We start from the raw sequence: 21,464 nt of genomic DNA on the forward strand, positions 1-21,464 counted from the left end.
ACGTATTCGAAGTCCACCGGCTGGCGGTTGATGCCCATGACCGGCGGCGCGATCCAGTTGGCGAACTTGCCCGGGTCGACCACGCGGCCCATCAGGCTGGCGACGAAGGCGCGGTCGCCTTCGCTGGGCAGCCAGTTGTCGCGGTTGGCGGCCCATTCGGACTCGGACACCACACGGCCGTCGGGCGCGACCTTCACGCCCTTCAAGAGGCCGATGTTGCGGTGGAAGGCCTTGTGCGGCACGGTGAGGCGGAACGGGATACCGGCCTTCTCGATGACCTTGTTCCAGCGCTCCACGCCACCGATGCTGTCCTTGATGTAGTCGTCGCGCAGCACTTCGTTGAGCGCGTTGAGCATCGGCACTTCTTTTTCGACGAGCTGGCCGTTCTGCACGTTGAGCACTTTGTAGAACTGGCCACGCAGCTGGTGGTCGTCGGTGCGCTTGCCTTCTTCGTAACGGCCTTTGAGGCCGGTGCTGTAGAAGGTGGCGGCGTTGCTGGACTCGTCGGCGCCGAAGAGGTCGATGGTGACCGAGAAGTGGAAGTTCAGGTAGCGCTGGATGGTCGGCAGGTCGATCACGCCGGCCGCGCGCAGCTTGGCCGGGTCGTCGGTCTTGAGCTCGTTCATCACCTGGCAGGTGCGGTTGATCACGCGGCTGACGCCCGACTCGCCCACGAACATGTGGTGCGCTTCTTCGGTGAGCATGAACTTGGTGGTGCGCGCCAGCGGGTCGAAGCTGGATTCGGCCAGGGCGCAGAGCTGGAACTTGCCGTCGCGGTCGGTGAAGTAGGTGAACATGAAGAAGCTCAGCCAGTCGGGCGTCTCTTCGTTGAAGGCTTCGAGGATGCGCGGGTTGTCGGCGTTGCCGCTGTTGCGCTCGAGCAGGGCTTCGCCTTCTTCGCGGCCGTCCTTGCCGAAGTACTTGTGCAGCAGGTAGACCATGGCCCAGAGGTGGCGACCTTCTTCCACGTTGACCTGGAACAGGTTGCGCAGGTCGTACTGGCTCGGGCAGGTCAGGCCCAGGTGGCGCTGCTGTTCGACCGATGCCGGCTCGGTGTCGCCTTGCGTCACGATGATGCGGCGCAGGTTGGCGCGGTATTCGCCGGGGATGTCCTGCCAGGCGGCTTCGCCTTTGTGGTCACCGAAGTGGATCTTGCGGTCGGCCTCGGCGGGGTTGAGGAAGATGCCCCAGCGGTAGTCGGGCATCTTGACGTGGCCGAACTGCGCCCAGCCCTGCGGATCGACGCTGACCGCCGTGCGCAGGTAGACGTCGAAGTTCTGCGAGCCGTCCGGGCCCATGTCGTCCCACCACTTGAGGTAGTTGGGCTGCCACTGCTCCAGCGCGCGCTGCAGCGTGCGGTCTTCGCTCAGGTTGACGTTGTTGGGGATCTTGTCGCTGTAATCGATGGTGGACATGGGGGTCTCCTGGGGGGTGTGCTTCAGACGCGGTTGAAATCAAACTGGGCTTTGTCGCCCTTGCCGTAGACCTTGAGCGCCCCTTTTTCGCCGACGGCGTTGGGGCGCTGGAAGATCCAGTTCTGCCAGGCGGTCAGGCGACCGAAGACGCGGGTGGCCATGTTTTCTTTCTGGGCGAAGCGCAGGTTGGCTTCCAGGCCGGTCAGGGCGTCGGGCGACATGGCCGCGCGCTCTTCCAGCGCCATGCGCACTTCGTCGGCCCAGTCGATGTCGTCGGGCGCCGCGGTCACCAGGCCCAGGGCCAGCGCGGCGTCGGCGTCCAGCGCCTGGCCGATGGCGCCGCGCGCGGCTTCCATCGGGCCGGCTTCTTCGTAGAAGCGGCGCTGCAGGCGCGACTGGTCGTTGACCATGGGCAGCAAGCCGAAGTTGAATTCGCTCAGTTGCAGCCGGGGCGCCTTCTCGGCGTCGTCGGGCAGGGTCAGCATGTAGGCGCGGTCGGCGCAGAAGGCCAGTTCGGCCAGCGTGCCGGCAAAGCAGGAACCCGACTCGATCAGCGCGAACAGGCTGCGCGAGGACACGTCCAGGCGGGCGAAGGTGCGGCGCAGCAGGCCGATGGTCTCGCGCACGAACCAGTGGTCCTTGTGCGCCAGCATCAGCGCGTCGTTGGCCAGCACGGCGGCGGCGTCGCCTTCGGTCTTGAGCACCCAGGTGCCGATGTCGAGTTCGTTGGTGCGCAGGTTGAGGATGGCGTCGTCGAGCTCGCGCGCCATCTGCAGTGGGTACCAGGCGGCACCGGCGGCTTCGATGCCGGCGATGTCGGTCGGCTGGGCGCCGCTCGGGGCTTTCAGGGTGATCGTGGCGTTGCGCCTGGCGCGGTCGATGGCGACGTTGACGTAGGTGTAGGCGATGCCGTCATCGCTGTCGCTGCGTTCGATGCGCGGCAGGCTCACACCCTTCGCACCGGCCGGGCGGTCGCTCTGGGCGGCCAGTTTCGTTGCGCGTTCGCTCACGGCGGCGGCGAACTGCTGGGGCTTGGCCACGGCGTCGACCAGGCGCCAGTCCACGGCCTTGCTGCCGCGCACGCCTTCGCTGGTGGTGCAGAAGATGTCGGCCAGGTCGTGGCGCACATGGCGTTTGTCGGTCACGCGGGTCAGGCCGCCGGTGCCGGGCAAGACGCCGAGCAGCGGCACTTCGGGCAGGCTCACCGCGCTGGAGCGGTCGTCCACCAGCAGGATCTCGTCGCAGGCCAGGGCCAGCTCGTAGCCGCCGCCGGCGCAGGCGCCGTTGAGCGCGGCCAGGAATTTGAGGCCGCTGTGTTTGCTGGTGTCTTCGATGCCGTTGCGGGTTTCGTTGGTGAACTTGCAGAAGTTCACTTTCCAGGCGTGGCTGGAGACACCGAGCATGAAGATGTTGGCGCCGGAGCAGAACACGCGGTCCTTGCCACTGGTCACCACCACGGTGCGCACTTCGGGGTGTTCGAAGCGGATGCGGTTCAGGGCGTCGTGCAGTTCGATGTCCACGCCCAGGTCGTAGCTGTTGAGCTTGAGCTTGTAGCCGGGGCGGATGCCGCCGTCTTCGTCGATGTCGATCGCCAGCGTGGCGGTCGCTCCTTCGCACTTGAGCTTCCAGTGGCGGTACTGGCCGGGATCGGTGCGGTAGTCGACGGAATTGGGGTTGATGGCTGCGGTCAAGGCTATCTCCTGTTTGTGGGGCTGCACGGGGCGAGGGAAAACAAGGGTGCCGACCTGCATTCCATCACCGGTGGGCACCGAGTGATGTGAATAATATTGCAGCTTTTTTAGAACGTCAATGCATTTTTGTGCATGTTACAAAATACCCAGCACCTCCCGCACCTGGGTGCGCAGGCCGTCGAAGGCGTCGTCCACGCTCTGGCCACTGGTATTGAAGTGCAGGTCCGCCTTGGAATAAAAGGCCGAGCGCCCGGCCAGGATGCGCTTCAGGTCTTCCATGGCTTCGCGGCTGGCGGCCATGGGCCGCGTGTCGCCCTGCGCGGCCACGCGGCCCATGTGGTCGGCCGGATCGGCCTGCAGCCAGACGGTGGTGCAGTGCGTGAGCAGGAGGTTGAAGTTGGCGGCGTCCGACACCAGGCCACCGGGCGTCGCGATCACCACTTCGGGGTAGATCTGGATCGCCTCTTCGAGCGCGCGGCGCTCGTAGCGGCGGTAGGCCGGCGTGCCATACAGCGCATGGATTTCGTTGATGCTGCAGCCTGCGAATTTTTCGATCTCGCGGCTGAGCTCGATGAAGGCGTAACCCAGGTCGTCGGCCAGGCGCTGCCCCAGCGTGGACTTGCCCGCCCCGCGCAGGCCAATGAGCGCAATGCGGGCCTGGCGCCCGGCGTCGTTCACCGGCGCGGCGTGCCCGTCGAGCAGACCGCCGATGGCGATGCGCACACGGCGCAGGTCGGCCTCGTTGCGCTTCTCCAGCAGCTCGCGGATCAGCAGCCACTCGGGCGATGAGGTGGTCACATCACCCAGCAGCTCGGTGAGCGAACATTGCAGCGCCTGCGCCACCTGGAGCAACACCAGGATGGAAGCGTTGCCGGTGCCGTACTCCAGGTTGGCGAGGTGGCGCTCGGACACGTCGGCGGCGAGGGCCACGGCCTTGCGTGTCATGCCGCGGCGCGAGCGCAGGGTGCGCACCCGCTCGCCCAGCGCCACCAGAAACGGGTGGCGCGGCGGCTCGTCGGCCTCGGCGTTTGGGGCGGCGGCTTCGGGGGCCAGGTCCAGGGTGACCGGTTCTTTCATGGGCATCGTGATTTAAGGGTTATCCCGGTAAGGGCTTGCCTTCCGGCCAAACATGCACTTTAATGCATGCATCGCAAGACGCAAGATAGTGCATTTATAGCGTCAATCACGCCCGGCGACCAGCCCTGTAGATCAACCCTCATCCAGCCTCGACATGAATCCCACCCCCTTGCTCCCCAACTTCCTCGCCGGCCGCTGGCAAGACGGCACCGGCAACGGCGCCACCCTGCTCGACCCGGTGCTGGGCACGCCCCTGGTGCGCGTGAGCAGCGCCGGGCTGGACCTGGCCGAAGGTTTTTCCTTCGCACGCGAACAGGGCGGTGCCGCCCTGCGAGCACTCACTTACAGGCAGCGCGCCGCGCTGCTGGGCGAGATCGTGAAGGTGCTGCAGGCCAACCGCGACGCCTACTATCAGATCGCCACCGCCAACTGCGGCACCACCACCAAGGACTCGGCGGTGGACATCGACGGCGGCATCTTCACCCTGGGCTACTACGCCAAACAGGGCGAGGCTTTGGGTGACGCCAAGCTGCTGCTCGACGGCGAACGCATCCGCATGGCCAAGGACCCGGTGTTCCAGACCCAGCACATCCTGAGCCCCACGCGCGGCGTGGCGCTGTTCATCAACGCCTTCAACTTCCCGAGCTGGGGCCTGTGGGAAAAAGCCGCGCCGGCCCTGCTCTCGGGCGTGCCGGTGATCGTCAAACCGGCCACCGCCACCGCCTGGCTCACGCAGCGCATGGTGAAAGACGTGGTGGACGCCGGCATCCTGCCGGCGGGCGCGCTGTCCATCGTCTGCGGCTCGTCCGCCGGTCTGATGGACCAGCTCGGCCCGTTCGACGTGGTGAGCTTCACCGGCTCGGCCGAGACCGCGCGCATCATCCGCAGCCACCCGGCCGTGGCGCAGCGCTCGGTGCGCTGCAACATCGAAGCCGACAGCCTGAACAGCGCCCTGCTCGACCCGGCAGCCACCGCGGGCGACGAAGCCTTCAACCTGCTGGTGAGCGAGGTGGTGCGCGAGATGACGGTCAAGAGCGGCCAGAAATGCACCGCGATCCGCCGCGTCTTCGTGCCGCGCGCGCTGTTCGACGCCGCCGCCCAGGCCATCGGCGCCAAGCTTGCCAAGACCACGGTGGGCAACCCGCGCAACGAGACCACCCGCATGGGCGCGCTGGTGAGCCGCGAGCAGTTCGACAGCGTGATCGCCGGCATCGCCCAGCTGAAGACCGAAGCCGAGGTCTTGTTCGACGGCAGCGCCACCGCGCTGGTGGACGCCGACCCGGCGGTCGCCGCCTGCGTGGCGCCGGTACTGCTGGGCCACCGCCAGCCGGCGCAGGCCAAGGTGCTGCACGAGGTCGAGGTGTTCGGCCCGGTCGCCACGCTCATGGCCTACGACAGCCTGGAGCAGGCGCTGGAGCTGATCCGCCGCGGCGAAGGCTCGCTGGTGGGCTCGGTCTACAGCAGCGACCCGGCCTTCATCGCCCACGCCGCCGCCGAGCTGGGCTCCAGCCACGGCCGCGTGCACGCCATTTCGCCCGACGTGGCCGCCGTGCAGAGCGGCCACGGCAACGTGATGCCCATGAGCCTGCACGGCGGCCCGGGCCGCGCCGGTGGCGGCGAAGAGCTGGGCGGCTTGCGCGCACTGGGCTTCTACCACCGCCGCAGCGCGGTGCAGGGCAGCACGGCCGCGCTCGATGTGCTCGCCGCGACGGCCACCCCACTGAAATACTGAAGTCCGACAGAGACCACAAAACAGGAGACACACCATGAGCCACACCGACACCGCCGCCCCACCCGAGCGCTTCAATTTCGCGCGCCACCTGATCGCGCTCAACGCCGGCCGCGCCAGCAAGACCGCGCTGATCGACGACGCGGGCACGCTCACCTACGGCCAGCTGGCTGATCAGGTGCAGCGCTTCTCGGCCGCGCTGCAGGCGCTGGGCCTGAAACGTGAAGAGCGTGTGCTGCTGCTCATGCACGACTGCAGCGACTGGGTGGTGAGCTTTCTGGGCGCGCTGCACGCGGGCGTGGTGCCGGTGTGCGTGAACACCTTGCTGACCGCCAAGGACTACGCCTACATGCTGGCCAACAGCCGCGCCCAGGCGGCCTTCGTCTCGGCCGCACTGCTGCCCACGCTGCAGACCGCGCTGGACACGGGTGGCCACGAAGTGCAGCACCTGATCGTCTCGCGCGCAAAGGACCCGCTGCCTGCGGGCGCGCACGACTTCGCGGCGCTGGCCGCCACCCAAGCCCCGGGCCAGGGCGCCGACACGCACGGCGACGAACCCGCGTTCTGGCTGTATTCCTCGGGCTCCACCGGCGCGCCCAAGGGCACGGTGCACACGCAGTCCAGCCTGTACTGGACAGCCGAGCTCTACGGCAAGGCGGTGCTGGGTCTGAAGGAAAGCGACACCGTGTTCTCCGCCGCCAAGCTGTTCTTCGCCTACGGCCTGGGCAACGGCCTGTCGTTCCCGCTGAGCGTGGGCGCCAGCGTGGTGCTGATGGCCGAGCGGCCCACGCCGCAGGCCACCTTCAAACGGATGGTCGACCACCAGCCCACGGTGTTCTACGGCGCCCCCACCGGCTACGGCGGCATGCTGGCTTCGCCCGACCTGCCCGCGAAAAGTGCGGTGGCGCTGCGCCTGTGTTCGTCGGCCGGCGAGGCGCTGCCGCGCGACATCGGCGAGCGCTGGACCGCACACTTCGGCTGCCAGATCATCGACGGCATCGGCTCCACCGAAATGCTGCACATCTTCCTCTCCAACCGCCCGGGCGACGTGCGCTACGGCACCACCGGCAAACCCGTGCCCGGCTATGAGGTGCAACTGCGCGACGAAGACGGCAGCGTGATCACCGGGCACAACCTGATCGGCGACCTCTACATCCAGGGCCCGAGCGCCGCGCTGCTGTACTGGAACAACCGCGCCAAATCGCGCGACACCTTCCAGGGCAACTGGACCAAGAGCGGTGACAAGTACACCCGCGACCCCGACGGCTACTACACCTACGCCGGCCGCAACGACGACATGCTGAAAGTCAGCGGCATCTACGTGAGCCCGTTCGAGGTGGAGGCCACGCTGGTGCAGCACCCGGCCGTGCTCGAGGCCGCGGTGATCGGCAAGACCGACGACGACGGCCTGGTCAAGACCAAGGCCTATGTGGTGCTGAAGGCCGGCGCCCAGGCGACGGAAGCCGAGCTGCAGGCCTTCGTGAAGGAGAAGCTCGCGCCCTACAAATACCCGCGCTTCATCGAATTCATGACCGAGCTGCCCAAGACCGCCACCGGCAAGATCCAGCGCTTCAAGCTGCGCGAACTGGAGAACCAGCGCCTGTTCGTGCGCCGCTGACGCCGCCTGAAACGCCGCTCGTCCCATGCCGGGCCCAGGCCCCGGGAAAACCCGGGTGTCACCGCCTTGATCTGGTTCTGAAACATAACGAAACTCGCACCCCATCGGAGACAACAGAACACAAGGGTTCAACATGGTTCACAGATGGGGACGGGGACTGGCGCTGGGATTCGCGCTCGCGGCGGCGGCACACGCGGGCGACGAAGGCGTCACATCCACGGAAATCCGGCTCGGCGCCTCGCAGGTGCTCTCGGGCCCGCTGGGGCCACAGACCGTGCAGTACGGCGAGGGTGCGCGGTTGCTGTTCGACGCGGTCAACGCGGCCGGCGGCGTCCACGGGCGCAAGATCAGCTTCACCACCCTGGACGACGGCTTCGATCCCAAGCGCGCGGTGGAGAACTCCCGCAAGCTGCTGGACGAACACAAGGTGTTCATGCTCTTCAACAGCACCGGCACCGCCCAGACGGCGGCTGTGCTGCCCATGCTCAAGGCGTCGAAAACCATCCTGTTCGGCCCGGTCACGGGTGCGTCCGCCCTGCGGGACACCGTCAACCCCCACGTGTTCCACGTGCGCGCCGGTTACGCCAACGAGTCCACCCGCATCCTGTCCCAGCTCAAGCGGATAGGCGTCACCCGGGTCGCCTTTTTCTATCAGGACGACGGGCTGGGCAAGGCCCTGCTGGCCGAAGTCAGGAAGTCCTCTGCGGCGGAGAATCTGCCGCTGGCCGTCGAGGTCAAGGTCGATCCGGCCGCGCCCGATTTCGCGGCCGCTGCGGTCGCCACGGCGCAGGCCAGTCCCCAGGCCGTCATCGTCGGCACCGCGGGACTGACGTTCACAAACTACGTCCAGGCGGTGCAGGCGACCGCCACCCGCCCGGTGTTCTACGGCTTCTCGGTCGCCAGCCTGGACGGCATCAACCGGGTGCTGAAAGACAAGGCGCGCGGCATCGTGCTTGCGCAGATCATGCCCTCGCTGCGCAACAACGCGGTTCCCGTGGTGGCCGAGTACCTGAAGCTGCAGGCCGCCCAGTCGCCCGACACCCCACCCTCGGCCTCCCAGTTCGAAGGTTTCGTGCACGCCCGCCTGCTGATCGAAGGCCTCCGGCGCACGGGTCGGGACCTGAGCACCGCCAGCTTCATCCGGGCCATGGAAGGCGCGGGCGAAATCGCGTTCGGCCGTTTCACGGCCCAGTACTCGCCCCGATCACACAACGGCTCGAACTACGTGGAGCTGGCGATCATCGACGGCGAAGGCCGCTTGCGCTACTGAAGGCGTACCTGCGCCGACGCGGGCAGGCCAAACACGCGGTCGAAGAGCCAGGTGAAAACCACCGTGTAGACCAGGAAAAACAGCAGCAGGCCCAGGTTCGCCACCAGCGCCGCCCACCACGAGAGGCCCAGCCACGCGGCCATCACCGGCACCAGGATCATCGCCAGCCCGCCCTCGAAACCGATGCCGTGTGCCGCCCGCCGCCACCGCGAGCGGCCCTTGACCACCTGCCGGGCTTCCCAGCGCTCGAAGAGGGCGTTGAACCCGTAGTTCCAGGCCAGCGCGATGCTCGACATGGTGAGCGTGAGTCCGAGCGACGACAGCGGCGCCTGATCAAAAACGATCATGAGCACCGGCGCGACAAAGGCGATGGCAAAGGTTTCGTAGAGGACCGCCTGGACGATCCGGCGGGCGCGGGGGGCAAGATGAAGGAGCATGGTGAGGGCGCGATTGTGCCGCCTCCCGCAACCCGTGCCCGAACGCCCGCCCCCCCAAACCTGAAAAGACAGCCTGTCAAGGTGCCTCCGGACAAAAGGCATTCTCACTTCCGCCAAAGTGGTGATGCATTTGACCGCATGGGGTTTACGACACAAACATGTGCAGGCGTGTTCGATTAAAGTGATTGAACACGAAAGACTTCCCCGGTGAGGATCCGCTACTTACCATGTTTTCCAGCCTGAAATTGCCCAACAACGAGATCGGACAGGCCCTGGCGGGTTTTCGGGGCGCCTTTCGCAGCGTGGGTGTGTTCAGCGCCATCATCAACCTGCTGATGCTGGTCCCGTCGCTCTACATGCTGCAGGTGTACGACCGTGTGCTCTCCAGCCGCAACGAGACGACGCTCATCATGCTCACCGTGATGGTGCTGGGCACCTACATGCTCATGAACGGGCTGGAGTTCGTGCGCAGCTTCGTGCTGATCCGCGTCGGCGCGCAACTCGACATGAAGCTCAACAAGCGGGTGTACACCGCGTCCTTCGAGCAGAACCTCAAACGATCGGGTGGCAACGCCGGCCAGGCGCTGCAGGACCTGACAACCATCCGCCAGTTCGTGACCGGCAACTCCCTGTTCGCTTTTTTTGACGCACCCTGGTTCCCGGTCTACCTGCTGGTCATCTTCATGTTCGACTGGGTACTTGGCGTGTTCGCCGTGGCGGGCACCCTCATTCTGGTCATCCTGGCCTACGTCAACGAGGTGGTGTCGCGCAAACCGCTGGCCGAAGCCAACGGCATGGCCGTCACCGCCAGCACGCTGGCCACCAACAACCTGCGCAACGCCGAGGTCATCCAGGCCATGGGCATGTTGCCCAACCTCATGACGCGCTGGTTCAAGCTGCACGGCCGCTTCCTGCAACTGCAGGCCGAAGCCAGCGAAAAGGCCGGCATCGTCACCGCCACCAGCAAATTCGTGCGCATCTCGCTGCAATCACTGATCCTGGGCCTGGGTGCCCTGCTGGCGCTCGAAAACCGCATCACCCCCGGGATGATGATCGTTGGCTCCATCCTCATGGGCCGGGCGCTGGCGCCAGTCGATCAGCTGATCAACGTCTGGAAGGGCTGGTCGTCCACCCGCAGCGCCTACCAGCGTCTGAGCGAACTGCTGTCCAGCAACCCGGCTCGGCGCGAAGGCATGCCCCTGCCCAAGCCACTGGGCAACCTGGCGCTGGAATCGGTGACGGCCGTGCCGCCGGGCTCCAACGTGCCGGCCCTGCGCAACCTGAGCCTGACGATCTCAGCGGGCGACGTGGTGGGGGTGATCGGCCCGAGCGGATCGGGCAAGTCCACGCTGGCACGGCTGCTGGTGGGCGTCTGGCCCGCCGCCGCCGGCAAAGTCCGGCTCGATGGTGCCGATGTCTACCTCTGGAACAAGGCCGAACTCGGGCCCCACATCGGCTACCTGCCGCAAGACATCGAGCTCTTTGGCGGCACCGTGGCCGAAAACATCGCCCGCTTTGGTGAGGTGGACTCCGACAAGGTGATCCAGGCCGCCCAGCGCGCAGGCGTGCACGACATGATCCTGCACTTCCCGCAGGGCTACGACACGCCGCTCGGCGACGGCGGTGCCGGTCTCTCGGGCGGCCAGAAGCAGCGGCTCGGTCTGGCCCGCGCGATGTACGACGACCCGTCGCTGATCGTGCTGGACGAACCCAACTCCAACCTCGACGACACCGGCGAACAGGCCCTGCTCTCGGCCATCAACGACCTGCGCAAGCGCGGCAAGACCCTGATCCTCATCACCCACCGCACCAACGCGATCGGCATCACCAACAAGCTGCTGTTCCTGCGCGACGGTGTGCCCCAGATGTTTGGCCCGACCAAGCAGGTGCTTGCCGATCTGGCCAAGCTCAGTCAACAGGCGCAGCAGGGCGCCAACGGTGCTGCGCTGCCGCGTCCGGCAACGCCGCCTGGGGCTGCCGCCTCCCGGGCCCCAGCTGCGGCACCCTCCACCGACCCGTCTGCGGACCACCCGGCGCCCACGGCCCCGACAGCGCCCACCGCGGACGAGACCGCCTGAACCCGCTGCAGCAGACCCGCACGCTTACAGAGTGAGCACCCGATGACGACAAACACCTTGGCCGTGACCGACGCCACCATCCGGCAGGAAGACGAAAACCCCGTCAAGACCGACGCCAGTTCCCATGCCCGTCTGGGCTGGTGGCTGGTGCTCGTGGGGCTGGGCAGCTTCCTGATCTGGGCGTTTTTTGCACCGCTGGACAAAGGCGTTCCCATGGGCGGCACCGTCACCGTGGCGGGCAACAAGAAGGCGGTGCAACACCTCACGGGCGGCACGGTTGAAAAGATCTTCGTCAAGGAAGGCGACATCGTCACCGCCGGACAGGCGCTGGTGCGCATGAACAGCGTGCAGGCCCGGGCCAACGCCGAAATCACCCGCATCCAGTTTCTGGCCGCACGCATCACCGAAGCCCGGCTGCTGGCCGAACGCGACGGGCGCCCCAGCCTGGTGTTTCCGCCCGACATCCAGGCCAGCGGCAGCGATCCGCGCGTGGCCACCACGCTCGCTGTGCAAAAGCAGCTCTTCGAGTCCCGCCAGGGCGCGCTGCGCAGCGATCTGGCCGCCACCGAGCAGAACATCTTTGGTCTGACCGCCTACGCCGCCGGAGTCGAAGAGTCGCGACGGGGCAAACAGCTGCAACTGCGGCTGCTCAAACAGCAGATCGACGGCATGGCCGACCTGGCCAAAGACGGCTACATGCCACGCAACCGTTTGCTGGAACTGGAACGCAATGCCGCCCAGATCGAAGCCTCCATCGCGGAAGACACGGGCAACCTGGGCCGCAACCAGAGCCAGGTCAGCGAACTGCGCCTGCGGGCCCTGCTGCGCCAGCAGGACTACCAGAAAGAAGTGCGCACCCAGCTGACCGAAATCCAGCAGCAGGTGGATGCGCTGCGCAACCGGCTGGAAGGGCTGGACTACGAACTGAACAACGCCGAAGTGAAAGCCCCGGTCAGCGGCATGGTGGCCGATGTCAGCATCTTCACCGAAGGCGGCGTGGTCGCGCCCGGCTTTCGCATGATGGACATCGTTCCGCTTGACGAACCCCTCGTGGTCGAGGGCCAGGTGCCGGTGCACCTGATCGATTCGGTGCACCCGAAGTTGCCGGTCGAACTGATCTTCTCGGCCTTCAACCAGAACACCACGCCGCGCATTCCCGGCATCGTCACGCAGGTCTCTCCCGACCGCCTGGTGGACGAACAGACCGGCATGCCTTACTACCGCATGCGCGCCGAGGTCACACCCGAAGGCCGCAAGATGCTGTCCGAACTGCAGGTCCGCCCGGGCATGCCGGTCGAACTGTTCGTGCGCACCGGCGAGCGAACCCTCATGAACTACCTGCTGCGCCCCCTGCGCGACAACTTCCGCTTGTCCATGACCGAGGAGTGAGCACCGTGGACGTCACCCCCATTCGCCCAAGCACCCGATCCGCGCAGCGGCAGATGCGCCTGATCTGCCTGAGCGTGGCGCTGGCCTGGGTCGCCCCGGCCGGCGCCGAAGCGCTGGACCTGGCCCGTGCTTACGAGGCTGCGCGCCTGAACGATCCCACTTTCCGCGCCGCGATCGCAGCGCTTGATGCCGGCAGGGAAGAAAAAATACTCGGACGGGCCCAACTGCTGCCCAGCATCGCCGCCACCTACACCAGCAACCGGAACACCACGCGATCGACCCAGGGTCAGGTCACCGCATCCACCGAAGCCACCCAGACCAGCACGGCCACCAGCACCAGCACCCTCACCAACGACCGGCTGCAGACAGCCAGCGCGTCCACTGGCCCGCTCTCCGGCCAGCCCCGGGAATCGCAGCGCCGAGTCACGGATTCGCAAACCGACACCCACACGGACAGCACCGTGCACTCGACCGTTGACGAAACCGAGATCGAAACCAACAAGTTCCGGAACACCACCACAGCCCTGCAGCTGCGCCAGCCCCTGATCAATTTCGGTGCCATGGCCGGCTACCGCCAGGGCAAGGCCCTGAGCGCCGCCAGCGAAGCCCGGTTCCGGAGCCAGCAGCAGGAGCTCATGGTCCGCGTGGCCGAGGTCTACGCGGGCGCCCTTTTTGCCGAAGAGAGCCGGCGGCTCGCCCTCACCCAGCTCGTCACCCTGAACGAACAGCAAACAACCAACGAGCGCATGCTCTCCAGTGGCGAAGGCACCCAGACCGATGTGCTCGAAACACGGGCCAAGCGCGCGCTCGCAGAGGCCCAACTCATCGAAGCCGAAGACGCGCTGCTGGTCGCCCGCAACCGCCTCATCGCGATGACCGGCGTGCGGGCGACCTCTTTTGCCCCCCTGAAAACCGACATCCTCTCCTCGTCGACCCTGGCCTCAACCCCTGAAGACTGGCACGGACTGGCCATGACGCAGAACGGTCTGCTGGAAGCCCTGCGTTACCAGGTCGAGGCAGCCCACCTGGAGGTCAACAAGGCTGAGAGTGGCCACTACCCCCGGCTGGACCTGGTGGCCTCCGTGAGGCGTGAGAACTTCCGCTCCAACGTCAACCCGATCTCGAACACCACCACGAGCGTCAGCGACTCCAGCAGCGTGAGCTCCACCAACGGTTCCACATCCAATGTATCGACCGGCTCGGCCCCCATCCTGAACGAGAGCTCCAACTCGAACTTCACCACCACCTCCAATTCCGCCGCCACCTCCAGCTCCCGGTTCAACGCCGAGCAGAACCTCAGCACCCGTCGGCACACCACCAACCATGTGGTGGGCCTGGAGCTCAACGTGCCGCTGTTTTCGGGTGGTGCCGTGTCGGCCAGAACCCGACAGGTGGCGGCCCGCCTGATCCAGGCCCAGGCCGAGATGGACGCCCGCGTGGACGAGGTGTTGCTGGAACTGAACCGCCAGCTCCGCCTGCAGCAATCCACCACCTTGCGCGTGCAGGCGCTGGAACAGGCCGTGGAATCCGGTCGCATCGCCGTCGAAGCGACCATCAAGAGCACGGCCGCCGGGGTGCGCACCAACCTCGACGTGCTCAACGCCCGCGAGCGCCTGGTGACGGCCGAACGCGAGCTGGCAGACGCCCGCTACGCCCACCTGCTCGCCTTCCTGCGCTTGCGCTTCAACGCGGGCGTGCTCACCGAAGACGACCTGATGCAGCTGGCCGGCCGGTAGTCGCCGGGCACCGGCGCTGCCCCAGCAAAAAGGGCCCGCAGATGCGGGCCCTTTTTGCTGGAAGTGATACCCGACCGGGCTCAGGTTTCTTTGGAGATCTTGATGCTCGGAAACTTCGACGAAAAATCCTTGGCCTGCTTCGCGATCTTGATCGCCACCTGGCGCGCCACCGTCTTGTAGATCTCGGCGATCTCGCCATCGGGGTCGGACACGACCGTGGGCATGCCGCTGTCGGCCTGCACCCGGATCGACATGTTCAGCGGCAGGGCGCCCAGGTAGTCCATGCCGTATTCGGCCGCCATCTTCTTGCCGCCATCGGCGCCGAAGATGTGCTCGGTGTGGCCGCAGTTGGGGCAGCAGTAGACCGCCATGTTCTCGACGATGCCGAGGATGGGCACGCCCACCTTTTCGAACATCTTGATGCCCTTGCGCGCGTCGAGCAGGGCAATGTCCTGCGGCGTGGTCACGATCACCGCGCCGGTGAGCGGCACGCGTTGGGAGAGCGTGAGCTGGATGTCGCCGGTGCCGGGTGGCATGTCGACGATCAGGTAGTCCAGGTCTTTCCAGTTGGTCTGGCGCAGCAGCTGCTCCAGCGCCTGCGTGGCCATGGGGCCACGCCAGATCATGGCTTCGTCCTTGTCGACCAGGAAACCGATCGAAATCACCTGCACGCCGTAGTTCTCCAGCGGCTCCATGGTCTTGCCGTCGGCGCTTTCGGGCCGGCCTTCCACGCCCATCATCATGGGCTGGCTGGGGCCGTAGATGTCGGCGTCCAGGATGCCTACCTTGGCACCCTCGGCGGACAGGGCCAGCGCCAGGTTGACCGCCGTGGTGCTCTTGCCCACGCCGCCCTTTCCCGACGCCACGGCGATGATGTTTTTCACGCTGGGCAGCAGCTGCACGCCGCGCTGCACGGCGTGCGGGATGATCCGACTCGTGAGGTTGACCGACACGTTCTCCACACCGGCGACCGTCTTGGCCGCCGCGATCAGGGCGCGGCGCAAGGCCGGCATCTGGCTCTTGGCCGGGTAACCCAGCTCGACATCGAACGACACGTCACCGTATTGTTCGCTCAGGTTTTTCAGCGCCTTGGTGGACACGAAGTCCTTGCCCGTGTTCGGATCGGTCACCGCCTGCAGGGCGGTGAGCAGCGCTTGGGAGTCGACGGCCATGAAAAAAATCTCCGGTGTGAGGTATGTCTGGGTGTGCAGAAGCCGCCCGAAGTCTAACGCTCTGCCGTCGGGTCGGCCGGCGGTCGGGCATAGGCACAGCGGGCGTGAGGACTTGGCCCCCCTGGGCGCAGCCCGCCCGGCCCGCCTAAAATCAAGGGTTCCCCCGAAAGAAAGCCCCCTGCCATGAGCCCGCGTCGCCTGTTCGTCACCACCGCCCTGCCCTACGCCAACGGTCATTTCCACATCGGCCACATCATGGAGTACATCCAGGCCGACATCTGGGTGCGGTTCCAGCGCATGCAGGGGCACGAGGTGCACTTCGTCTGCGCCGACGACGCGCACGGCGCTCCGATCATGATCGCGGCCGAAAAGGCCGGCAAGACGCCGCAGCAGTTCGTGGCCGACATCGCCGCCGGCCGCAAGCCCTACCTGGACGGTTTCCACATCGGGTTCGACAACTGGCACAGCACCGATGGCCCGGAAAACCACCAGCTGGCGCAAGACATCTACCGCGCGCTCAAGGCCAACGACCTGATCGAGACCCGCACCATCGAACAGTTCTTCGACCCCGAGAAGAACATGTTCCTGCCAGACCGCTTCATCAAGGGAGAGTGCCCCAAATGCGGCACGAAAGACCAGTACGGGGACAACTGCGAAAACTGCGGCGCGGTCTACGCACCCACCGAACTGAAGAACCCCTACTCGGCGCTTTCGGGCGCGACGCCGGTGCTGAAGAACTCGGAGCACTTTTTCTTCAAGCTGTCCGATCCGCGCTGTATGGCCTTTCTGGACCAGTGGACGCAAAGCGGCGCGGTGCAGCCCGAGGTGCTGAACAAGATCAGCGAATGGATCGAGCCCGGTGAAGACGGCAAACCGAAGATGGGCGACTGGGACATCAGCCGCGATGCGCCTTATTTCGGCATCGAGATTCCGGACGCACCCGGCAAGTACTTCTACGTCTGGCTGGACGCGCCGATCGGCTACCTCGCCTCGCTCAAGAACTACTTCGGCAAGACCGGCCGCGATTTCGACGCCTTCATGGCCGACCCGGGCACCGAGCAGTTCCACTTCATCGGCAAGGACATCATCACCTTCCACACCCTGTTCTGGCCCGCGATGCTCAAGTTCAGCGGCCGCAAAGTGCCCAACGCGGTGTTCGTGCACGGCTTCCTCACCATCAACAACGGCGAGAAGATGAGCAAGAGCCGCGGCACCGGCCTGAACCCGCTCAAGTACCTGGAGCTCGGCATGAACCCCGAGTGGCTGCGTTATTACCTGGCGGCCAAGCTCAGCGGCAAGAACGAAGACGTGGACTTCAACCCCGAAGACTTCATGGCCCGGGTCAACAGCGATCTGGTGGGCAAGTTCATCAACATCGCCTCGCGCGCGGCGGGTTTCATCGCCAAACGATTCGACGGCCAGCTGGGGGAAGTGTCGGCCGACGGCGACGCCCTGCTCGACCACCTGGAAGTGGCGGCCCCCAGCATCACCGAGCTCTACGCCGAGCGCGAATACGGCAAGGCATTGCGCGAGATCATGCTGCTGGCCGACCGCGTGAACGCCTACGTGGACCAGAACAAGCCCTGGGAACTGGCCAAGAAAGAGGGCATGGAAGGCCGCCTGCACGATGTGTGCACCACCTGCATCGAAGCCTTCCGACTGCTCACGCTCTACCTCAAGCCGGTGCTGCCCGCGCTGGCGAAAGACGTGGAAGCTTTCCTGAACACCGAGCCGCTGCAGTTCGCCGACGCCAACCGCCTGCTCGGCGCGGGCCACCGCATCGGCGCCTACCAGCACCTGATGCAGCGCGTGGACGTGAAACAGCTCGACGCCCTGTTCGAACCGCCCCCCGCCCCCGCCGTGGAGCTGGTGGTGCCCGGCGGTGAACCCATCGCCGACACCATCTCCATCGGCGACTTCAGCAAGATCGACCTGCGCATCGCGCAGATCGTCAACTGCGAAGCCGTGGAAGGCTCGACCAAGCTGCTGCGCCTCACTCTGGACGTGGGCGAGGGCAAAACCCGCAACGTCTTCAGTGGCATTGCCAGCGCCTACCAGCCGGAAGACCTGGTGGGCAAGCTGACCGTGATGGTGGCCAACCTGGCCCCGCGCAAGATGAAGTTCGGCGTCAGCGAAGGCATGGTGCTCGCCGCCAGCCACGCCGACGACAACGCCGAACCCGGCATCCACATCCTCAATCCCTGGCCGGGCGCCACGCCGGGCATGCGGGTGCGCTGACGCGCGATGTTCGAACCGATCCGCGGCTTCACCAGCCTCAAGCGCACACCGCAGGCCGACCTGAAGCTCGGCACGGTGCTGGCCTTTGTGGCCGGCGCAACCAACGCGGGCGGTTTTCTGGCGGTGGGTCAGTACACCTCGCACATGACGGGCATGGTCTCTTCACTGGCCGACAACCTGGTGCTCGGCCAGTTCGTGCTGGCCGGCGCCGCACTGGCCGCGGTGCTGGCCTTCCTGCTGGGCGCCATGAGCACGGCCTGGCTGGTGAACTGGGGCATGCGGCTGCAGCTGCGCAGCGCCTACGGCCTGCCACTGCTGGTCGAAGCGGCGTTGCTGCTGGTGTTCGGCATCTTTGGCGCCGCCATGAGCCTGTGGCATACCGTGTTTTTGCCGGTCACGGTGGTGCTGCTCTGTTACATCATGGGCCTGCAAAACGCCGTGATCACCAAGATCTCGCAGGCGCGCATCCGCACCACGCACGTGACGGGCCTGGTCACAGACCTGGGCATCGAACTGGGCAAGCTGCTGTACGTGAACCGCCACCCGGACATGCAACCGGTGCGCGCCGACCGCGAACGCCTGCGTGTGCATGCCCAGCTGGTGATCAGTTTCCTGGTGGGCGGCATCGCCGGTGCACTCGGCTTCAAGCACCTCGGCTACATCAGCACCGTACCGCTGGCGATCACGCTGCTGCTGCTGGTGATGCGCCCGGCGCTGGACGACTGGAAGCGGTTGCGCGCGGCCTGAACGGGCTCAGCGGCTGCGATCGAGATCCGGGTCGCGCACCGACATCGTGGAGACCACCCGCAGATCGGGGCTGAAGACCACCGTGAACAGTTTGGTGTCGCCCTCGTTCGGGCCATCCCGGTAACGCCAGTCGTAGTGGGTCTCCTGCTTCAGCGCGTAAGGCGTGATCTTCATCGGCTTTCCCAGCATGCGCCGCACCTGCTCCATCGGCATGCCGGGCTGGATGCGCTCGAAGTTGTGCGGCGCGAGCACCTGGCGCAACGCGGCCATCTTCCCGTCAGCCCCGATCGTGATCTGGTAGTTCTGGTAGCCGGCTGGCTGCCGGTTGTACTCATAGATCTGCGCCCCGTCGTCGCCCTCCCACACCGCTTCGGGTGCACCGAAGCGCTCGCGCACGTCGGCCTCGGTGGAGACCCCTTCCTCCAGCTCGCTGATGTTCTGCCGATCGCAGGCCGCCAGTCCCAGCAAAAGGCCCAGCGCGAGGGTCAGCGCAGCGAGTCGGTGTGCCTGGCTTTTCATGTTGGTTGGCCTGTTGATGCCGTTTTCGACGGAAAAATCAGTGTAAACCCCCATTCGGAAGCGTTCTGCCTGTAAGTTCCGGTCATCGTCGCCAAAGGTAACATTTGCGCATGCTGAAAAACCTGCCTCCGCTGGCGCCGTTCCGTCCCCGGCTGCTGAACGATCTCAAGGGTTACAACGGCGAGAAGCTGGTCAAGGACATGGGAGCCGGGGCCACCGTGGGCATCGTGGCGCTGCCGCTGGCCATGGCGTTCGCCATCGCCAGCGGGCTCAAACCCGAGGCGGGTCTTTGGACCGCCATCATCGCGGGCTTCCTGATCTCGGCGCTGGGCGGCACCTCGGTGCAGATCGGCGGCCCGGCGGGCGCCTTCATCGTCATCGTCTACGGCATCGTCGAACGTTATGGCGTGGCCAACCTGCTGATCGCCACCGCCAGCGCGGGGGTGCTGCTGTTCCTGTTGGGCCTGTTCCGGCTGGGCAACCTGGTGCGCTACGTGCCGGTGAGTGTGGTGATCGGGTTCACCAACGGCATCGCGGTGCTGATCGGGCTGTCGCAGGTGCGCGACTGGCTCGGACTGGACATCACCAAGATGCCGGGCGACTTCTTCGGACAGATCGGTGCGCTCAGCCGGCACCTGCACAGCTTCAACGCCTACGCCTTCGGCCTCGGCGCCCTCTGTGTGATCGGCCTGTTCATCTGGCCCCGCCTGTGGGCGGTGGATTCGCAGTTCCGCCGCCAGCTGGACCAGATCGACACCGTGAGCGCGCTCAAGGCCACCTCGCGCCTGCCCGCCCCGGTGGTGGCGCTGATCACGCTCTCGCTGCTGGCCTGGGCCCTGAGCATGCCGGTCGAGACGATCGGCTCCCGCTTCGGCGGCATCCCGCAGGGCGTGCCGGCCTTCGAACTGCCCGATTTTTCCTGGGAAACCGTGCGCCTGCTGGTCACGCCCACCCTCACCATCGCCATCCTCGGGGCCATCGAGTCGCTGCTGTGCGCCCGCGTGGCCGACCAGCTGAGCGACACACCCAAACACGACCCCAACCAGGAACTCATGGCGCAAGGCGTGGCCAATGTGGTGGTGCCCTTCTTTGGCGGCATGCCCGCCACCGGCACCATCGCGCGCACCGTGACCAACATCCGCTCGGGCGCGGTGTCGCCCGTGGCGGGCATCGTGCACTCGGCCACCCTGGCTGCGGTGGTGTTGATCGCCGCGCCGCTGGCGGCTCACATTCCGCTCGCCGTGCTGGCCGGCGTGCTGCTGTTCGTGGCGTGGAACATGGGTGAATGGCGCGAGTTCGGCCGCCTCAAGCAGTTCACCAACCACTACCGGCTGATGATGGTGTCCACCTTCCTGGTGACCATCATTTTTGACCTGACGGTGGCGGTGGAGCTCGGTCTGGTGATGGCCTGCTTCCTCTTCGTGCGCCGCCAGAGCGACATCTTCCGGGCCGATCCGCTGGCCAGCAACGAACACCAGCTCACCTACCGCCTCTACGGCTCGCTGTTCTTCGGCGCCGTGGCCAAGATCGATCCGATCGTGAACGCGGTGGAGCGGGGCCCCGCCGGCCTGAACGTGATGCTCGACGCCACCCAGCTGATCTCGCTCGACACCACCGGGCTCGACGCCCTGGAGCAGCTGCACAAGGCGGTAGCCAAGCGCGGCGGGCACCTGGGCATGGTGGGCGTGAACCCCCAGCCGCGATCGCTGATCGAGCGCTCGGGTTTTGCCGCCCACCTGCACACCTTCCACTGAAGGTTTCAGCCGCAGGGTGGCCGCCATGAGCGCCCAGACCCTGCCGCACCACCAGCCCATCGCAGCGCGCATCGACTGGTTGTTCGGCCTGGCCGAACGCCACGCCCGGGAGTACGCCAGTCCCGAAACCCCGCTGGCCCGGCAACGCCATTCGTCGGTGCCCGATGAAGCATCGGTGTGGACCGTGCCCACGCGGTGCTCAAATCGCGCGTCATGGCCCGGTTTGCCGTCAAGGTGGTGCGCGAATCCCTTCCGGACCTGGTGGCACAGATGACGGTGCTCAACTGGCACAGCCGGGCGGTGGAAGCCCTGGACCGCTAAAATCACCGGTCCAGCCCAAACCCACCCACCGACGAACACCATGTCCTTCTTCGCCCGCCCGCACTACTCGTCTGACGCGACACAGTTCCTCGACAAGCTCAAGGCCGACAAGCCCCAGCTGGAACAGGAGCAGCGCGAGGGCCGTTCGCTGCTGTGGGACAAGCAGATCGACCGCGACTTCCAGTCACAGGCCAACGCCTCGACCGTGCCCCAGCAGCCCTACGTGTACCAGACCGGCTCCGACCACACCTGAGCGCTGATCGCGCCCGCGGG

At 66.2% G+C, this 21,464-nt stretch carries 17 protein-coding genes; 11 read left to right on the plus strand and 6 right to left on the minus strand.

Annotated features, from left to right (window positions below):
* From boxB to ACN5W5_RS22170, 3 genes are all read right to left on the minus strand, one after another.
* Nucleotides 1–1,415: benzoyl-CoA 2,3-epoxidase subunit BoxB (boxB, locus tag ACN5W5_RS22160; RefSeq protein ID WP_420047410.1), on the minus strand; the 1,415-nt coding region annotated here is incomplete at its 3' end.
* Between the two features lie 23 nt (nucleotides 1,416–1,438).
* Nucleotides 1,439–3,106: a 2,3-epoxybenzoyl-CoA dihydrolase gene (gene boxC / locus ACN5W5_RS22165; RefSeq protein WP_420050606.1), complete on the minus strand. Its 1,668-nt coding sequence runs from the start codon at nucleotides 3,104–3,106 to the stop codon at nucleotides 1,439–1,441.
* A 135-nt stretch (nucleotides 3,107–3,241) separates the two neighbouring features.
* Complete coding sequence (locus ACN5W5_RS22170) at nucleotides 3,242–4,183, minus strand: helix-turn-helix transcriptional regulator (protein ID WP_420050607.1); 942 nt, start codon at nucleotides 4,181–4,183, stop codon at nucleotides 3,242–3,244.
* 154 nt (nucleotides 4,184–4,337) lie between these two features.
* On the opposite strand from ACN5W5_RS22170, the gene ACN5W5_RS22175 reads away from it, so the two are divergent.
* The 3 genes from ACN5W5_RS22175 (at nucleotide 4,338) to ACN5W5_RS22185 (ending at nucleotide 8,800) form a co-directional block, all read left to right on the plus strand.
* Nucleotides 4,338–5,915 (plus strand): 3,4-dehydroadipyl-CoA semialdehyde dehydrogenase, encoded by a 1,578-nt coding sequence (locus ACN5W5_RS22175; RefSeq protein WP_420050608.1) that lies wholly within the window; start codon nucleotides 4,338–4,340, stop codon nucleotides 5,913–5,915.
* A gap of 34 nt (nucleotides 5,916–5,949) precedes the next feature.
* Nucleotides 5,950–7,530 (plus strand): benzoate-CoA ligase family protein, encoded by a 1,581-nt coding sequence (locus ACN5W5_RS22180; protein WP_420050609.1) that lies wholly within the window; start codon nucleotides 5,950–5,952, stop codon nucleotides 7,528–7,530.
* Between the two features lie 133 nt (nucleotides 7,531–7,663).
* Nucleotides 7,664–8,800 carry an ABC transporter substrate-binding protein gene (locus ACN5W5_RS22185; RefSeq protein WP_420050610.1) on the plus strand — a complete coding sequence of 379 codons (1,137 nt, stop codon included), beginning with the start codon at nucleotides 7,664–7,666 and terminating at the stop codon, nucleotides 8,798–8,800.
* Here ACN5W5_RS22185 and ACN5W5_RS22190 read toward each other — a convergent pair.
* Nucleotides 8,794–9,237 carry a PACE efflux transporter gene (locus ACN5W5_RS22190; RefSeq protein ID WP_420050611.1) on the minus strand — a complete coding sequence of 148 codons (444 nt, stop codon included), beginning with the start codon at nucleotides 9,235–9,237 and terminating at the stop codon, nucleotides 8,794–8,796. The genes ACN5W5_RS22185 and ACN5W5_RS22190 overlap by 7 nt on opposite strands.
* Before the next feature lie 227 nt (nucleotides 9,238–9,464).
* On the opposite strand from ACN5W5_RS22190, the gene ACN5W5_RS22195 reads away from it, so the two are divergent.
* Genes ACN5W5_RS22195 through ACN5W5_RS22205 form a run of 3 tightly spaced genes read left to right on the plus strand, consistent with a single transcriptional unit; the run spans nucleotide 9,465 to nucleotide 14,440 of the window.
* Complete coding sequence (locus ACN5W5_RS22195; protein WP_420050612.1) at nucleotides 9,465–11,315, plus strand: type I secretion system permease/ATPase; 1,851 nt, start codon at nucleotides 9,465–9,467, stop codon at nucleotides 11,313–11,315.
* A gap of 42 nt (nucleotides 11,316–11,357) precedes the next feature.
* On the plus strand, nucleotides 11,358–12,704 hold the full coding sequence (locus tag ACN5W5_RS22200) for an HlyD family type I secretion periplasmic adaptor subunit (RefSeq protein WP_420050613.1): 1,347 nt from the start codon (nucleotides 11,358–11,360) through the stop codon (nucleotides 12,702–12,704).
* Nucleotides 12,705–12,709: 5 nt separating this feature from the next.
* Nucleotides 12,710–14,440, plus strand: coding sequence for a TolC family protein (locus ACN5W5_RS22205; protein ID WP_420050614.1), 1,731 nt, complete (start codon nucleotides 12,710–12,712; stop codon nucleotides 14,438–14,440).
* An 80-nt stretch (nucleotides 14,441–14,520) separates the two neighbouring features.
* Here the strand turns inward: ACN5W5_RS22205 and apbC are convergent, their stop codons facing one another.
* Nucleotides 14,521–15,612: an iron-sulfur cluster carrier protein ApbC gene (gene apbC / locus ACN5W5_RS22210; protein ID WP_420050615.1), complete on the minus strand. Its 1,092-nt coding sequence runs from the start codon at nucleotides 15,610–15,612 to the stop codon at nucleotides 14,521–14,523.
* Between the two features lie 183 nt (nucleotides 15,613–15,795).
* Between apbC and metG the strand changes: the two genes are divergently transcribed.
* Nucleotides 15,796–17,850 (plus strand): methionine--tRNA ligase, encoded by a 2,055-nt coding sequence (gene metG / locus ACN5W5_RS22215; RefSeq protein WP_420050616.1) that lies wholly within the window; start codon nucleotides 15,796–15,798, stop codon nucleotides 17,848–17,850.
* Nucleotides 17,851–17,856: 6 nt separating this feature from the next.
* Nucleotides 17,857–18,597, plus strand: coding sequence for a YoaK family protein (locus ACN5W5_RS22220; RefSeq protein ID WP_420050617.1), 741 nt, complete (start codon nucleotides 17,857–17,859; stop codon nucleotides 18,595–18,597).
* 6 nt (nucleotides 18,598–18,603) lie between these two features.
* Here ACN5W5_RS22220 and bamE read toward each other — a convergent pair whose 3' ends face one another.
* Nucleotides 18,604–19,116, minus strand: a complete 513-nt coding sequence (gene bamE, locus ACN5W5_RS22225) for an outer membrane protein assembly factor BamE domain-containing protein (RefSeq protein WP_420050618.1) — start codon at nucleotides 19,114–19,116, stop codon at nucleotides 18,604–18,606.
* Nucleotides 19,117–19,226: 110 nt separating this feature from the next.
* On the opposite strand from bamE, the gene ACN5W5_RS22230 reads away from it, so the two are divergent.
* The 3 genes from ACN5W5_RS22230 (at nucleotide 19,227) to ACN5W5_RS22240 (ending at nucleotide 21,444) form a co-directional block, all read left to right on the plus strand.
* Nucleotides 19,227–20,870 (plus strand): SulP family inorganic anion transporter, encoded by a 1,644-nt coding sequence (locus ACN5W5_RS22230; RefSeq protein WP_420050619.1) that lies wholly within the window; start codon nucleotides 19,227–19,229, stop codon nucleotides 20,868–20,870.
* A gap of 177 nt (nucleotides 20,871–21,047) precedes the next feature.
* Nucleotides 21,048–21,191, plus strand: coding sequence for a hypothetical protein (locus tag ACN5W5_RS22235; protein ID WP_420050620.1), 144 nt, complete (start codon nucleotides 21,048–21,050; stop codon nucleotides 21,189–21,191).
* 40 nt (nucleotides 21,192–21,231) lie between these two features.
* Nucleotides 21,232–21,444, plus strand: coding sequence for a DUF3460 family protein (locus ACN5W5_RS22240; protein ID WP_420050621.1), 213 nt, complete (start codon nucleotides 21,232–21,234; stop codon nucleotides 21,442–21,444).
* Nucleotides 21,445–21,464: the final 20 nt, after the last annotated feature.

This window comes from Hydrogenophaga sp. ZJX-1, from assembly GCF_048590325.1.
Taxonomy (GTDB): domain Bacteria; phylum Pseudomonadota; class Gammaproteobacteria; order Burkholderiales; family Burkholderiaceae_C; genus Hydrogenophaga.

Excerpts from the sequence above, each read along its gene's own strand:
- ACN5W5_RS22240 (WP_420050621.1), top strand. The coding sequence starts at position 21,232 with ATGTCCTTCTTCGCCCGCCCGCACTACTCGTCTGACGCGACACAGTTC.
- ACN5W5_RS22185 (WP_420050610.1), top strand. The coding sequence starts at position 7,664 with ATGGTTCACAGATGGGGACGGGGACTGGCGCTGGGATTCGCGCTCGCG.
- ACN5W5_RS22190 (WP_420050611.1), bottom strand. The coding sequence starts at position 9,237 with ATGCTCCTTCATCTTGCCCCCCGCGCCCGCCGGATCGTCCAGGCGGTC.
- ACN5W5_RS22220 (WP_420050617.1), top strand. The coding sequence starts at position 17,857 with ATGTTCGAACCGATCCGCGGCTTCACCAGCCTCAAGCGCACACCGCAG.
- ACN5W5_RS22180 (WP_420050609.1), top strand. The coding sequence starts at position 5,950 with ATGAGCCACACCGACACCGCCGCCCCACCCGAGCGCTTCAATTTCGCG.
- ACN5W5_RS22230 (WP_420050619.1), top strand. The coding sequence starts at position 19,227 with ATGCTGAAAAACCTGCCTCCGCTGGCGCCGTTCCGTCCCCGGCTGCTG.
- ACN5W5_RS22170 (WP_420050607.1), bottom strand. The coding sequence starts at position 4,183 with ATGAAAGAACCGGTCACCCTGGACCTGGCCCCCGAAGCCGCCGCCCCA.
- ACN5W5_RS22200 (WP_420050613.1), top strand. The coding sequence starts at position 11,358 with ATGACGACAAACACCTTGGCCGTGACCGACGCCACCATCCGGCAGGAA.
- ACN5W5_RS22175 (WP_420050608.1), top strand. The coding sequence starts at position 4,338 with ATGAATCCCACCCCCTTGCTCCCCAACTTCCTCGCCGGCCGCTGGCAA.
- apbC (WP_420050615.1), bottom strand. The coding sequence starts at position 15,612 with ATGGCCGTCGACTCCCAAGCGCTGCTCACCGCCCTGCAGGCGGTGACC.
- ACN5W5_RS22195 (WP_420050612.1), top strand. The coding sequence starts at position 9,465 with ATGTTTTCCAGCCTGAAATTGCCCAACAACGAGATCGGACAGGCCCTG.
- metG (WP_420050616.1), top strand. The coding sequence starts at position 15,796 with ATGAGCCCGCGTCGCCTGTTCGTCACCACCGCCCTGCCCTACGCCAAC.
- bamE (WP_420050618.1), bottom strand. The coding sequence starts at position 19,116 with ATGAAAAGCCAGGCACACCGACTCGCTGCGCTGACCCTCGCGCTGGGC.